Below are 14,704 nucleotides of genomic sequence, written 5' to 3' on the forward strand. Positions count from 1 at the left end.
ATAAGGCCACGGGAAGACGCACCATTAAAGATTGCCTTCGGCAATGGGGTGCGTCGTGGCAGACAAAAAAAGAGGATTGCTAAAAGCAATCCTCTTTTTTAATCTGCATTAACTAGCCCTGTGAGATAGCTCCTGTTGGGCAAACACCAGCGCATGTTCCGCACTCTACGCATGCACCCTCATCGATAACGAACTGAGAATCGCCCTGTGAGATAGCTCCAACTGGACACTCTGGCTCGCATGTTCCACAAGATACGCATGAATCAGAAATAACGTATGCCATAATTAAAATCCTCCTTAAAATTCTAATCAATAAATTTTATCAATTAGTCAACTGATGAATACATCATACAACTAAATTGTGTCTAAATCAAGAACAGAATTGTATTTTTAGAAATACCAATAAAATCAAGGCTTACCGTTGTTCAGTTCAACTAACTAGCGTTGATTGTGGCGAACAACTTGTTAAATTGTGTACACAAATATACAGGAATTGATATTGCACAATTGATTGAAGCATGTTATTATTTGTTAGAATTTTACGAAAGGAAGGATTTGAAAATGGCAAGAGTTTCTAAGGCTACTATGATTGGTGAGCTTCTTCAGATTGATGCTGATGTAGCTCCTATTTTACTTAATATCGGCATGCACTGTCTCGGATGCCCATCATCTCAGATGGAGACAATCGAGGAGGCAGCTATGGTACACGGTATCGATGCTGATGACCTTGTAGAGGAAATCAACACATTCCTTGATTCAAAGGCCTAATATGCAAATTAAAAGTGGCTAGCATAATTGCTAGTCACTTTTTGTTTGCCACGGCGCACCCCTTGCCGAAGGCAATTATAATGGGTGCTGCCTTCCCGTAATATAAAACCCTCGCTGAAAAGCGAGGGTTTTTTCCTTTATTATACAAGTGCAAGCTGCTGAATAGCATTGCCTTTGACCATCGTCTCGTAATGCTCTGACATATATGCATCAGTGCCAACTACGAAGTTCTGCTGGTCGCTGTACTCAGATAAAATATTGCATACTTTGTTGTAGTTCTCTGCAGTGTCATCTGATTTGCTGACTACAAGATAGTATCTATTATCAAATGGACTCTTATAAAGAGAATTCTTTCCTTTGTAGAAAGTAGCAAGTACACCAGAAAGCTTAAGCACATCTTCAAGATTATCGAAAACGAACATCTTGGTAATGTCTACTGGCAAGCCATTTGCTGCTGCCTTCTCTGGTGAAGCCTTGATTGCTTCCTGTGCTTTTTCAATAAGGCTGTTGAAGATATTTAAGATATCATCTGCAGCGGCCTCATTAAATGGCTTAACAGGTGCAACTGGTGAATCCACATCATCGTCATCGAATTCGTCGTCACATTCTGAGAATCGAGAGAAACGAGTATCAAGCTCATCCGGACTCTCAACCTTTGTAACTAAAAGAACAATGGATTCTGATGAAAGCGGTATTGCTTCTATCATAAGTGGAATGTCTTCCGCTTCGAAACCGTACTGATATGAAGCCTGCTCCATAAGCTCTCTGAAAAGCTCACGTGCCTTGGCAGAGCCATAGGCAAGCTCTGATAGCTTAATGTGACGGCTAATTAAATCTTCTCTAGAAAGAGTGCATCTGATTTGGTTCTCGTTGATTTTTTCAATCTTCATAAAATCACCTCCCGAATCGAAAAAGATGCTGGAACATTTCTTGTTCGACTATTATATATATATTATATCGGAAAGTAAAGGAAACTATCCATAAAAATAGTGAGAAAAATATAAAATTTTTATAAAATGAACGTTACCAAAAAATAATAAATTTCAAATTAGGGGTTGCAATATAATTTTATCTGTGATATAAAATTAACCGCGAGATGCTTTTTCCGAAATAGGAAGGAGCGCAAGGTTATGATACCAAAAGGTATTGAAGACAGGTACGAAGTTATTCGAACACTGCAGGAGACAGCAGCTACCGCAGTTTTACTTGTCCGTTACAAACCGATAGGAGCATTGAGGATTCTCAAGGCTATTCACAAGGCCCATCCCGATGTATACAGCATCCTATCCGAATCAAATCTTTTACAAGGGATAAAATCATCCCAAATACCCACAATTTTTGAAGTAGAAGATACAGAAGAAATTACATATTTGGTTGAAGAATATGTAGAGGGAATATCTCTACGGGAGTATTTGTCCGAAACCAAATTACCAACTGAAAAGCTTTTATACATAGCAATTGAGCTTTGTAAGATTGTAGAAACCTTACATACGGCAGGGAGTGAGCCTGTGCTATACAGGGATATGAAGCCTGAACACGTTTTTATGGAAGGTGATACAGTTAGATTGATAGATTTTGGCATTTCTATAAGAAAGTCTGAATCCGGTAACGCAAAGCCGCTAGGTACAAAAGGCTGGGCAGCGCCAGAACAATTAAAAGGCGACTACCTTGATGAACGTTGTGATGTTTATGGCGTTGGCAAGGTTATTGGTTTCATGCAAATGAATAGTTATGCTAATGATGATTTTAGGATTAAACAGATTGTAGATCTTGCAACAGAGCCGGATGTCAGTAAGAGGATTAGTTCTATTACTGAGTTGAAAGGGTTGTTGGAAAATATACAAGTAAATCGAGTTAATGATAAAGTCGGAAAAAGGCATCTCGATAAGAGAATCGCAGTAATAGGCGGAAGTCATGCTGTCGGCACGACCCGCATAGCTATATCCTTATGCCGGTTTTTCAATAAAAGGAAAATCGATTGCTATTACAAGGATAATGAAAAAAACACAGTCCGAAAAATTTGGATGAATCTAAAGAATACCAAGCTACAAAAGGGTGTTTTATACCACGAAAATTTCAGGGGCCTGTTTGAATACGGAGAGGCTGTTGAAAAACAAAACCCTCCTGAAGGTATTAGAGTGATTGACTGCGGAACTAACAAATCTATACCGATGGGGACAGATATTATTATTTATGTCACCGCAGGTGCACCATGGCAGCAGGATGAAGAATTACCAGAGTGGATTAAGGATGACAGAGTATATGTCATTTCAAATTTCTCTGACAAACTACAAAGTATCCTGTTGGCAAAGAGCTTAAAAAAGAAAGTATACAGGTATCCGATAGTTAACAGATTAGATATTTCAAAGGATGAGGAAAATGTTTTTTCGGCGATTTTTAAGAATGAAAAAGATTTTATTATTGGTCAATAATAAAAAATATAAAAATAACAAAAACAAAACAAAAAAGAAAATATGCGTGGTCGGGGTTTCTCCTAATGTTGGAGTCACTCATCTAAGCCTGGCATTGGCTAATTTTTTACATTCAGTTCTGGGTAAAAAAGTTATTTACGTGGAGCTTGCAGAGAATAGCCAGCTACTAAGTATAGTAGGAATGAAGCAGGTTAGAGTAGGAGATTTTTTAGCATACGAGTATAAGGGAGTTAAGTATATTCTTAGCGATGATATCAATGCTATTAGGAATCTAATGCTTACTGAAAATGCCTGGTTTGTTGTAGACATAGCCAATCTGAATGAAGAAACACAGACCATATTTACCAATTGCAATAATAGAATCGTAATAGGGTCTTTGAGCCCATGGTGTCAAAGAGAGTACTATGAGTTTATAGATAATTTAGGATTATTAGAATACGACACAAGTCAAATGACATATATAAAAATAAATAAGAATAAAACGAATCAAATCGTGTCTGATTTCAATAGCCATGCAAATAGTACAATCAAGGAAATGCCAATAATCAACGACCCTTTTTCATTAGAAGAAGAAAATTTCAAGGATTTAATGAATCTAGTCAGGTAGCTGCAGAAAGGAGCTGTGGAGTAAAAAAGTAAATAGAAACCACATAGGAAGTGTCAGTATCACGGATACTTCGGGCATTACGAAAAAAGTACAAATAGTCCCATTATACTAATGAGGTAAAAGAGAATAAGGGATTATGTTTAGGATGTAGAAAGTGGTTATTTTAGAGCGGTTCGGCCGCTCTTTTTTAATGCCTAAATACTACTCAGAAAACCTTATAAAGTGGAATTTGATGGTCTGTTTTGTTATACTTTACAAGGAATACTAGATATAAAAGAGGGAAATGCTATGAGCTACCGTAAGAGAAAAAGAAGAAGAGGGATACCTAGAGGGTATGTTTATATTGTCCTGGCAGTTTTTGCTATGGCTTTGCTTGTGGGAGGAATTGCTTACATTAAAAAATATGCACCTACAAAGGAGCATATGGAGCTTGCAGATTATTTTACTGTAAGTCATGAAAATGAGGCTGCAGTTATCCTGGATGGAGAATATAAGGAAGTTCCTGAGGATGGAGCTTTTGGATATGCAGTAGTCAATGAAGGAATTCCTTATCTTGAAATTGGATTTGTTAAGGATTTTTTGGATGATGGTTATGTTTATGATCCATCTGAAATTACCCTTAGATATGCTACAGATACAGAGATTTACTCAGCTACATTGGGAAGCAGCGATTATACAGTAGACAAGAATAATCAGAGCCTTGGCCATTCTGTTCTTGTGGCACAGGATGAGACTGTTTATATTGCTGTAGATTATTTAAATCTTCTTACAGATTTTAAGAGCGAGTATTTTGCAGAGCCAAACCGTGTATTTATCACCACATTAGGTACAGAACAGGATACAGCAACTGTAAAGCGTAAGAATCAGATTCGAAAACTTAACGGTCCTAAGAGCCCAGTCCTTGAAGATGTGACAAAGGGTGAGAAAATATATGTTCTCAGAAACACTGGAAAGTGGAGCTTTGTAATCTCAGAAAAAGGTGTCATGGGTTACATCAAAAACCGTGCATTTTCTATCAACGGAACAGAGAAAGTGGAGGCACAGCTTCCAAAGCGTGAGTACAAGCACATTTCTGCAGGAAGTGACATTTCACTTCTTTGGCATCAGGTGACATCACAGGCAGCAAACGGTGATATAGCAAATGTCCTTGCAAACTCAGGAAATGTAAAGGTGATTTCACCTACATGGTTCCACCTCAGTGACAATAAGGGCGGTATCGCATCAATTGCCAGCAGCAATTATGTAAATCTTTGCCATTCAAATAACGTACAGGTTTGGGGCCTTATTAGTAATCTTGAGGATCCAAATGTAGATACAACAACAGTACTTAACACAACATCAGCAAGAGATAATCTTGTTAACAACCTTATAGCTCAGGCTATCACACATGGCCTTGATGGAATTAATGTGGATATCGAGCAGCTTGCAGGAGCAGCTGGAGACGGATATATCCAGTTTATTAAAGAGCTTTCTATCAAGTGTGAGAAGAATGACATTATCCTTTCAGTAGATAATTATGTTCCTACTGCATCATCAGGTGTTTACAACAGAAGCGAGCAGGCTAAATATGCAGATTATGTTGTAATCATGGGATACGATGAGCACTATAGTGGAAGCGAAGAAGCAGGTTCAGTTGCTTCTCTTGGCTGGGTAGACCAGGGTGTGGCAGCTACACTTGATGAAGTTCCAGCAGAGCAGGTTATTCTTGGAATGCCTTTCTACTGCAGAGTTTGGGAAGTTAAATCAGACGGTAGCATCAGCAGCACAGCTTATGGAATGAATGCAATCCAGAGCTATCTTAAGACAAATGGTGTATCAACAGCATGGGATGATAATGCTGGACAGTATTACGGTGAATATACAAAAGGTGATGTAACTTACAAAATTTGGGTAGAAGATGAGACTTCTATCGAAGAAAAGCTAAAAGTTATGGACAAATACAACCTTGCAGGCGCAGCTTTCTGGAAGAAAGGATTTGACAGCACAGGTGTATGGAACATAATTGCAAAATACATGTAAAAAGCTGTGAAAGACACAAAAAAATCATATTTTTCCGCATAAATACGGGTGTTTCACATGGTTAAAAAGATTGTGTTCTAAGGGAAAAGTGTTATAATTTTGAGTATGATTACTAGGATTATGGATGTTTCTGAGGAGCCAATCAATATAGAACATATCAGAGAGGCTTCTGAGATTTTGAAAAATGGCGGTTTGGTAGCATTTCCAACCGAAACAGTATACGGATTAGGCGGAGACGCAACCGACAAAGAAGCCTCTAGAAAGATATATCAGGCAAAGGGTCGTCCATCGGATAACCCTTTAATTGTACATATAGCTAAATTTGAACAGATAGAACAGATTACAAAAGATTTACCTGAGACAGCTAAGAAGCTGGCAGATGCATTTTGGCCAGGACCACTTACAATGGTCTGCAATAAAAACGAAGTTATACCATACGAGACAACAGGGGGTCTTGATACAGTAGCAGTCAGAATGCCAAACAATCCAGTAGCACTTGCTCTTATCCAGGAGAGCGGATGCATGATAGCGGCACCAAGTGCCAACACATCAGGCAGACCTAGCCCTACAAAGGCTAGTCATGTATACGAGGATTTATCAGGAAAGATCGAAGCAATATTAGATGGCGGAACAGTAGATATAGGGTTGGAATCCACCATCGTTGATTTAACAGAGGATGTAGTGACTATCCTTCGACCAGGTTATATCAATATGGATATGCTAAAAGAGGTTGTTGGAGAGGTGAGAATGGATCCGGGCATTGTCTACAACGACAAAGGCACAACAGGGGGTGCAAAGCCTAAGGCTCCAGGAATGAGATATAAGCACTACGCACCAAAGGGCGATTTAACAATCGTCTCAGGTGAAGAAGAGAAAGTTATTTCCACTATCAATGAACTTACAGCTGAGGCTGAAAAAGACGGAAAGAAGGTCGGTATTATTGCCACATCTGCAACTGCGGGCAGATATGGGTGGGGACAGGTACTGGTCATCGGTGACAGAGAAGAAGAGCAGAGCATTGCTCACAATCTCTATGATATCCTCAGACAGTTTGATGAGTTGGATGTAGATATAATTTATTCAGAAAGCTTTGCTACACCAAAGATGGGGCAGGCGATTATGAACAGGCTGCTTAAAGCAGCAGGCCAGAAGACCATAGAGGTCTAGGCTGGAGGGATTTTTTGGGAGAATAAAAATGAATAACATTAACAGAGTGATTTTTGCGTCAGGTAGCGGGACGTCCAGGTCGCCTATGGCGACAGCGATTTTCCACAGCTTCCCGCATAGCCGACCGATTATTTGCGAATCCAGGGGATTAATAGTTCAGTTTCCTGAGCCGCTAAATCAAAAAGCGGAAGCCGTACTTATCAGTAATGGTATAGAGCTAAAGGATTACTCATCGAAACAGTTGCAGGAATCGGATTTTTCCGAGAACACACTGGTGATTACGATGGAGGAAACCCAAAGGCAGAAGATATTAAGTGAATATACAAATGCCACCGAGGAGAACACCAGACTTCTCAACGAGCTCGTGGGGGACGAGCTTGAAGTTATGGATCCTTATGGTGGTTCAGTGCAAACCTACGGTTTGTGTTACGAAGTTTTGAAGGTATCGATTGAGAAATTAATAAAGTTACTAGAAACATAAGGCACAAATGTATTGGAGGAGAGACCATGAGTGACAAGAGACTAGATTATATTAGCTGGGATGAATACTTTATGGGCGTTGCAGTATTATCGGGTATGAGATCTAAAGACCCAAACACACAAGTTGGAGCATGTATTGTAAGCCAGGATAACAAGATTCTTTCTATGGGCTACAATGGTTTTCCAAATGGTTGTTCAGATGACGAGTTCCCTTGGGCAAGAACAGGGGACCCTCTGGAAAATAAATATTTCTATACAACACACAGCGAGCTTAATGCGATTTTGAACTACAGGGGTGGTTCACTTGAGGGCTCAAAGCTGTATGTGTCACTTTTCCCATGTAATGAATGCGCCAAGGCTATCATTCAGTCTGGCATCAAAACTATCATCTACGATAGTGATAAATATGAAAATACACCTTCGGTTATTGCATCAAAGAGAATGTTAAGAGCTGCGGGTGTTGAGTTCCGTCAATATGAGCACACCGGTAGAGAGATTTCTATTACGCTCTAATGCCGGAATAAGGAGCATCAATGAGGGACAGAAGAAAAACTAATAGTGAAGTGGCTAATTCTTTAGTAATGGTCCTTCAATTTGGAATTAATGTAATAGTGCCAATCCTGCTTTGCACGGTAGTTGGAACCTTTATCTCGACAAAAACAGGGATAAAGGGTTTTTCCATAGCAGGAATTCTAATAGGTATATTAGCAGCTTTTAATGGAGCTTACCGGTCGGTAAAGGGGTACCTGAAAAACGAGGAATCTCCAGGACAGCGGGCGAGACGACTGGAGGAGGAAGCTCTTAAGGAGAAGAAAAGCGAAAGCTCAGGGGAATAATTGAATAAGGATATGACATGATTAAATGGATGAAGCGACTAAATCAGGCCCTTCCGGGTTTGGTTTTAGGAATACTAGCATACGGACTACTTGTTGAGCTGATTGGAGTTTGGTTTGTCAGCGATAAAATCAGATACACAACTGGTCTTTTGATTGGAATTGGATGCGCGGTAGGTATGGCCATTCACATTTCAATGATTATCGAAGAGTCAGTAAGAATTGGCGAGGGACACGAAAAGTATCTGTCCTTCAAGTCAGTTATGCGATACCTGGTTTTGTGTGCAATTATGATTACGATGGCGTTTTTTAACTTAGGAAATATGTTTACGGCGCTCATCGGTGTTCTTGGGCTCAAGGTTAGTGCATACGCACAGCCTTTGCTAATAAAGATTTATCTAGGCATTAAGCATAGATAGAGGATGAATTTAGAAAACTTTATAAAGGAGGTGAAAGTGTGACAGAAGGAATTTTGCTGGCCTCAAGCGATACTGTGGACATGATAAAAGGCTTGTTCAAGTACGAAGTGTTTGGACAGGAGGTTTGGATTACAACCTCTCATGTTTGCATTTTAATCGTCTGGCTTTCATTGGTGCTCTTTTCTATCATTGCCAATAGGAAGCTGAAGCACGCCACTGAAGTTCCTGATACCTTCCAAAGCATCCTGGAGCTCGTTGTCGGGTTACTGGATTCTGTAGTGGAAGGAAGTATGGGTAAGCACGCACCAGTGTTTGCAAACTGGATTTGTACCATTTTCTGTTTCATTTTGGTATCTAACTTATCCGGTTTAGTTGGCCTAAGACCACCAACAGCCGATTACGGTACAACACTGGCACTTGCATTAATTACCTTTGTTTGCATCCATGTAGTAAAGGTAAGGCATCAGAGTGCAAAGGACATTTGGATTGACAAATGTTCACCACTGCCACCATGGTTGCCTATCTGGCTGCCAATCAACGTGATTTCTGATATAGCGGTACCTATATCTATGTCACTGCGTTTGTTTGCAAACGTTCTTTCAGGAACTATCATTATGGGTCTTGTTTATGGATTGCTAGGAAAATTTGCATTAGTATGGCCTGCAGCATTGCATGTATACTTTGATATTTTCTCAGGTGCAATTCAGACCTACGTATTCTGTATGTTAACTATGACATACATAACCCAGTCTTATGGGGATTCTTAAAATTTAAAAACTATATTTTAGGAGGAAAACATTTATGAACATTTCAGGTACAGACTTAATTAAAGCTTGTTCAGCAATCGGTGCTGGTCTTGCAGTTATCGCAGGTATCGGACCTGGTATTGGCCAGGGTATCGCAGCAGGTCACGGTGCTTCAGCCGTTGGACGTAACCCAGGAGCACAGGGACAGATCATGTCTACTATGTTACTTGGTCAGGCCGTTGCCGAGACAACAGGTCTTTACGGCTTGGTTATCGCCCTTCTGTTACTCTTTGTACAGCCACTCGTTGGTTAATTTACACTAGGAAGAAATATTATAAAAAGGAGGGCTAAAAGTTTTGGAAAGACTATTTGACTTGGACTTTCAATTGCTTAATGATGCTGCGCTTTTAGCCATTGCAGTATTCTTCCTATTCCTTATAATGTCAAACCTCTTGTTCAATCCAGCAAGAAAGCTGTTGAAGGACAGAAAGGATGGCATTGCAAAGGATATTGCAGATGCAAAGAAAGATAAGGAAGAGGCAGAAAAGCTAAAGGCGGAATATGAAGCAAAGCTTAGAGATATCGGAAAAGAGAAAGACGAAATCTTAAGCGAAGCAAGAGCAAAGGCCTTGAAGAATGAAACCAAGATTGTTAACGAAGCCAAGGAAGAAGCAGCAGCTATCGTAGCAAGAGCTAACGAAGAAGCTGAGCTTGAGAAGAAGAAGGTTGCTGATGATGTTAAGCAGGAAATGATTTCTGTAGCCGCTCTCATGGCACAGAAGGTTGTAGCTGCAAACATTGACACAACAATTCAGAACACCTTGGTTGAGCAAACTCTTAAGGAAATGGGTGAAAACACATGGCTAAATTAGTCTCAAACGTATATGGTGATGCGTTGTTTGAGCTAGCCGTGGAAACAGGAAAGGTCGACGACTTCTTAAATGAAGCCCAAGGGGTTATAGAGGTTGTTAAATCAAATGACGGCTTTTCTCAAATGATGAATCATCCAAAGATCAATAAAGAAGAAAAGCTTCAGATAATCGACGACGTTTTCAAAGGCAGAGTAAGTAATGAGATGGTTGGACTTCTTCGCATGCTTGAGGAGAAGGACCACATTAAGGATACAGTTGAAGTACTTAACTACTTCATCGACAGGGTTTACGATTTCAAGAAAATCGGACGTGCCTTTGTATCAACACCTTTCGAGCTTACTGATGCACAGAAATCAGAGGTCGAGAAGCGTTTACTCCAAACTACTGAGTACAGTTCATTTGTAATGGACTATACAGTAGACCCTGATTTAATCGGGGGTATGGTAATTCGCATTAAAGATAGAGTTATTGACAGTTCTGTCAAAACTCAGATTAGTAAATTGTCACACGAGTTATCAAATATTCAATTGAAAGTAGGTGAATGCGCTCCATGAATTTAAAACCAGAAGAGATTAGCTCGGTTATTAAAGAGCAAATGAAACGCTATGCAGCGCAGCTTGACGTGGCAGACGTAGGAACTGTTATTCAGGTTGCCGATGGAATTGCACGTATTCACGGATTACAGAACGCTATGCAGGGCGAACTATTAGAGTTCCCTGGCGAAGTTTATGGCATGGTCTTAAACCTTGAGGAAGACAATGTTGGTTGTGTTCTCTTAGGAAACGATAAGAACATCAACGAAGGTGATCAGGTAAAGACAACTGGTCGTGTTGTTGAGGTTCCTGTTGGTGACGCAATGCTTGGACGTGTAGTTAATGCACTTGGACAGCCTATCGATGGTAAGGGACCTATTGAGACAACAAAGTTCCGTCCAATCGAGCGTGTTGCTTCAGGCGTTATCTCTCGTAAATCCGTAGATACTCCGCTGCAGACAGGTATTAAAGCTATCGATTCCATGATCCCTATTGGACGTGGACAGCGTGAGCTTATTATCGGTGATAGACAGACTGGAAAGACTGCTATCGCTATCGATACAATCATTAATCAGAAGGGACAGGGCGTAAAGTGTATTTACGTTGCAATTGGCCAGAAGGCTTCTACAGTTGCAGCCCTTGTTAAAACATTAGAAGAATATGGTGCTATGAGCTGGACAACAGTAGTTGCAGCTACAGCATCAGAGCTTGCACCACTTCAGTATATCGCTCCTTACTCAGGATGCGCTATCGGTGAGGAGTGGATGGAGAATGGACAGGACGTTCTCATCATCTATGATGATTTGAGTAAGCATGCTACTGCATACCGTACACTGTCATTACTTCTTCGTCGTCCACCAGGACGTGAGGCTTACCCAGGTGATGTATTCTACTTACACTCAAGACTTCTTGAGCGTGCAGCTAGACTTTCAGATAAGCTGGGTGGCGGTTCTCTTACCGCACTTCCAATCATTGAGACACAGGCAGGCGATGTATCTGCATACATCCCTACAAACGTTATCTCAATTACTGATGGTCAGATTTATCTTGAGACAGAAGCTTTCAACGCAGGTTTCAGACCAGCCGTTAACGCCGGTCTTTCAGTATCCCGTGTAGGTGGTTCTGCTCAGATTAAGGCTATGAAGAAAATCGCAGCTCCTATCCGTGTAGAGCTTGCTCAGTATCGTGAGCTTGCAGCTTTCGCACAGTTTGGTTCAGAGCTTGATGCCGATACAGCTGAGAAGCTGGCACAGGGTGAAAGAATCAAGGAGATGTTAAAGCAGCCACAATATGCTCCAATGCCAGTAGAGTATCAGATTATGATTATCTATGCTGCTACTAAGAAGTATTTGCTTGATATTCCAACAGCAGATATTCAGGCTTTCGAGAAGGCATTGTTTGATCTTGTTGATACCAAGTATCCAGAGATTCCTGAGGCTATTAAGACTACTAAGGTTCTCGAGGATGACATGGAACAGAAGCTAATTAAGGCTATCGAGGAGTGTAAAAAGACATACAAGTAAGGAGGGTGATCTGTTATGGCCTCAATGAGAGACATAAAAAGAAGAAAACAGAGTGTTAGCAGCACTCAGCAGATCACTAAGGCCATGAAGCTTGTATCTACAGTAAAGCTCCAGAAGGCTCGCTCTAAGGCAGAGCAGACTACACCGTATTTCAACGCAATGTACAATACGATTTGTAGTATGCTTGCCAAGGCAGGAGCAGTTAACAATAAATACCTTAGAGACAATGGTTCTGATAAGATTGGCGTAATCGTCATCACATCTAACCGTGGTCTTGCAGGTGGATACAATTCTAATATTGTAAAGATGATAACTGGTTCTGAACTTAAGGCTGAGGATGTGAAGCTTTACGTAATAGGACATAAGGGTGGTGACAGCCTTGCTCATAAGGGTTACACCATAGAGAAGGATTACTCTCCAGTAATGGAGGCACCTACCTATGCAGATGCTATGGCTATTTGCAAGGATGTCCTTGAAGCATATTCAAGCGGGGAAATCGGACAGATTTACCTTGTTTATACACACTTCAAAAATACAGTTAGCCAGATTCCTAAGCTTATGAAGCTGCTTCCTGCAGAAATTGCAGAAGAGGATGTTGAGGCAGCAAAGAGTTCCGGCGCAGAGGCTCTTATGAATTTTGAGCCAAATGAGGAGGAAGCTCTTGATCTCATCGTTCCTAAGTATGTAACTTCACTTGTTTATGGCGCATTAGTAGAAGCTGTTGCTTCAGAAAATGGTGCCAGAATGCAGGCGATGGATTCAGCTACAAATAACGCAGAGGAAATCATTAGTGATCTATCATTAAAATACAATCGTGCCCGCCAGGGATCAATTACTCAGGAGCTTACCGAGATTATCGCTGGTGCAGAGGCGCTTTCGTAATTAAAAAACAGATAGGAGTGAAAAAATGGCAAATAATATTGGTAAAATCACTCAGATCATCGGTGCCGTACTTGACGTAAAGTTCGCAGAAGGTGAACTTCCAGAAATCAACGACGCTCTTGAAATTACAAGAGCGGGCGGCGAGAGACTGGTTGTGGAAGTAGCACAGCATTTGGGTGATGATACAGTTCGTTGCATTGCCATGGGTCCTACAGACGGTTTAGTACGTGGAATGGATGTAGTTGCTACAGGAGCTCCAATTTCGGTTCCTGTTGGTGAGGCTACACTTGGCCGTATCTTCAACGTACTTGGCGACGCTATTGATGAGCAGCCAGCACCTACGGGTGTTGAGAAAATGCCTATCCATAGAAAAGCCCCAGCCTTTGAGGAACAGGCAACTTCAACAGAAATGCTTGAAACAGGTATTAAGGTCGTTGACCTTCTTTGCCCTTATCAGAAGGGTGGTAAGATCGGATTGTTCGGTGGTGCCGGTGTAGGTAAGACCGTACTTATCCAGGAGCTTATCCATAACATCGCTACAGAGCACGGTGGATACTCAGTATTCACAGGTGTAGGCGAGCGTACCCGTGAGGGTAATGACCTTTACTATGAAATGAAGGAGTCAGGCGTTATCGACAAGACCTGCATGGTTTTCGGTCAGATGAACGAGCCACCAGGAGCCAGAATGAGAGTTGGTCTTACTGGACTTACAATGGCTGAGTACTTCAGAGATAAGGGTGGAAAGGACGTGCTTCTTTTCATAGATAACATCTTCCGTTTTACTCAGGCTGGTTCAGAGGTTTCAGCCCTCTTAGGTCGTATGCCTTCAGCCGTTGGTTACCAGCCAACACTTCAGACAGAGATGGGTGCTCTTCAGGAGCGAATCACATCTACAAAGAACGGATCTATAACATCGGTTCAGGCAGTATACGTTCCTGCCGATGACTTAACAGATCCTGCTCCAGCAACAACATTTGCTCACTTGGATGCTACCACAGTACTTGAGCGTTCTATCGCCGAGCTTGGTATTTATCCAGCGGTAGATCCACTTGGTTCTACATCTCGTATCCTTGACCCACGTATCGTTGGTCAGGAGCACTTTACAGTAGCACGTGGTGTTCAGGAGATTCTTCAGAAGTATAAAGAGTTACAGGATATTATCGCTATCCTTGGTATGGATGAGCTTTCAGAAGAGGATAAACTTGTAGTTAACCGTGCTCGTAAGATTCAGAGATTCTTATCACAGCCATTCTTCGTAGCTGGTCAGTTTACTGGTCTCGAAGGAAAGTATGTGCCAATCGCTGAGACAGTACGTGGCTTCAAGGAGATTCTTGAAGGTAAGCATGATGATATCCCTGAGAGTTACTTCCTTAATGCAGGTACAATCGACGAGGTTCGTGCCAAGATGAACGCAAAGTAGGAG

The 14,704-nt window shown here is 41.1% G+C and carries 18 protein-coding genes; 16 read left to right on the top strand and 2 right to left on the bottom strand.

Annotated elements, in window-relative coordinates:
- Window positions 1–112 precede the first annotated feature (112 nt).
- Window positions 113–283, bottom strand: a complete 171-nt coding sequence (locus G592_RS0107165; protein WP_028247225.1) for a DUF362 domain-containing protein — start codon at window positions 281–283, stop codon at window positions 113–115.
- Between the two features lie 278 nt (window positions 284–561).
- Here G592_RS0107165 and G592_RS0107170 point away from each other — a divergent pair, with 278 nt between their 5' ends.
- Window positions 562–768: a DUF1858 domain-containing protein gene (locus G592_RS0107170; protein ID WP_015550586.1), complete on the top strand. Its 207-nt coding sequence runs from the start codon at window positions 562–564 to the stop codon at window positions 766–768.
- 140 nt (window positions 769–908) lie between these two features.
- Here the strand turns inward: G592_RS0107170 and G592_RS0107175 are convergent, their stop codons facing one another.
- On the bottom strand, window positions 909–1,658 hold the full coding sequence (locus G592_RS0107175; RefSeq protein WP_028247226.1) for an adaptor protein MecA: 750 nt from the start codon (window positions 1,656–1,658) through the stop codon (window positions 909–911).
- A gap of 240 nt (window positions 1,659–1,898) precedes the next feature.
- Between G592_RS0107175 and G592_RS0107180 the strand changes: the two genes are divergently transcribed.
- The 15 genes from G592_RS0107180 (at window position 1,899) to atpD (ending at window position 14,701) form a co-directional block, all read left to right on the top strand.
- Window positions 1,899–3,200 (top strand): serine/threonine protein kinase, encoded by a 1,302-nt coding sequence (locus tag G592_RS0107180; protein ID WP_028247227.1) that lies wholly within the window; start codon window positions 1,899–1,901, stop codon window positions 3,198–3,200.
- Entirely contained in the window at window positions 3,172–3,807 is a 636-nt protein-coding gene (locus G592_RS0107185) for a hypothetical protein (RefSeq protein WP_028247228.1), read from the top strand. The genes G592_RS0107180 and G592_RS0107185 overlap by 29 nt, the downstream gene beginning before the upstream one ends.
- A gap of 288 nt (window positions 3,808–4,095) precedes the next feature.
- Complete coding sequence (locus tag G592_RS0107190) at window positions 4,096–5,826, top strand: glycosyl hydrolase family 18 protein (protein WP_028247229.1); 1,731 nt, start codon at window positions 4,096–4,098, stop codon at window positions 5,824–5,826.
- Window positions 5,827–5,931: 105 nt separating this feature from the next.
- A complete protein-coding gene (locus tag G592_RS0107195; RefSeq protein WP_028247230.1) occupies window positions 5,932–6,993 on the top strand; it encodes an L-threonylcarbamoyladenylate synthase in 1,062 nt (353 codons plus the stop codon).
- A 28-nt stretch (window positions 6,994–7,021) separates the two neighbouring features.
- Complete coding sequence (locus G592_RS0107200) at window positions 7,022–7,474, top strand: low molecular weight phosphatase family protein (protein WP_028247231.1); 453 nt, start codon at window positions 7,022–7,024, stop codon at window positions 7,472–7,474.
- Between the two features lie 26 nt (window positions 7,475–7,500).
- On the top strand, window positions 7,501–7,986 hold the full coding sequence (locus tag G592_RS0107205; protein WP_028247232.1) for a deoxycytidylate deaminase: 486 nt from the start codon (window positions 7,501–7,503) through the stop codon (window positions 7,984–7,986).
- 20 nt (window positions 7,987–8,006) lie between these two features.
- Window positions 8,007–8,309, top strand: a complete 303-nt coding sequence (locus tag G592_RS15890; protein WP_051194805.1) for an AtpZ/AtpI family protein — start codon at window positions 8,007–8,009, stop codon at window positions 8,307–8,309.
- A 17-nt stretch (window positions 8,310–8,326) separates the two neighbouring features.
- Window positions 8,327–8,725, top strand: coding sequence for a hypothetical protein (locus G592_RS0107215; RefSeq protein ID WP_028247233.1), 399 nt, complete (start codon window positions 8,327–8,329; stop codon window positions 8,723–8,725).
- Window positions 8,726–8,763: 38 nt separating this feature from the next.
- Window positions 8,764–9,492, top strand: coding sequence for a F0F1 ATP synthase subunit A (atpB, locus tag G592_RS0107220; RefSeq protein ID WP_028247234.1), 729 nt, complete (start codon window positions 8,764–8,766; stop codon window positions 9,490–9,492).
- A gap of 34 nt (window positions 9,493–9,526) precedes the next feature.
- Window positions 9,527–9,784, top strand: a complete 258-nt coding sequence (gene atpE, locus G592_RS0107225; RefSeq protein WP_028247235.1) for an ATP synthase F0 subunit C — start codon at window positions 9,527–9,529, stop codon at window positions 9,782–9,784.
- Window positions 9,785–9,827: 43 nt separating this feature from the next.
- Window positions 9,828–10,343 carry a F0F1 ATP synthase subunit B gene (gene atpF / locus G592_RS0107230; RefSeq protein ID WP_028247236.1) on the top strand — a complete coding sequence of 172 codons (516 nt, stop codon included), beginning with the start codon at window positions 9,828–9,830 and terminating at the stop codon, window positions 10,341–10,343.
- Window positions 10,331–10,897, top strand: a complete 567-nt coding sequence (gene atpH / locus G592_RS0107235) for an ATP synthase F1 subunit delta (RefSeq protein ID WP_028247237.1) — start codon at window positions 10,331–10,333, stop codon at window positions 10,895–10,897. The genes atpF and atpH overlap by 13 nt, the downstream gene beginning before the upstream one ends.
- Window positions 10,894–12,399, top strand: coding sequence for a F0F1 ATP synthase subunit alpha (atpA, locus tag G592_RS0107240; RefSeq protein ID WP_028247238.1), 1,506 nt, complete (start codon window positions 10,894–10,896; stop codon window positions 12,397–12,399). Before atpH ends, atpA begins: the two co-directional genes overlap by 4 nt.
- A gap of 15 nt (window positions 12,400–12,414) precedes the next feature.
- Entirely contained in the window at window positions 12,415–13,281 is an 867-nt protein-coding gene (gene atpG, locus G592_RS0107245) for an ATP synthase F1 subunit gamma (protein ID WP_028247239.1), read from the top strand.
- 25 nt (window positions 13,282–13,306) lie between these two features.
- Entirely contained in the window at window positions 13,307–14,701 is a 1,395-nt protein-coding gene (gene atpD / locus G592_RS0107250; protein ID WP_028247240.1) for a F0F1 ATP synthase subunit beta, read from the top strand.
- Window positions 14,702–14,704: the final 3 nt, after the last annotated feature.

The sequence above is a fragment of the Pseudobutyrivibrio ruminis CF1b genome, from assembly GCF_000424005.1.
Lineage (GTDB): Bacteria > Bacillota > Clostridia > Lachnospirales > Lachnospiraceae > Pseudobutyrivibrio > Pseudobutyrivibrio ruminis_C.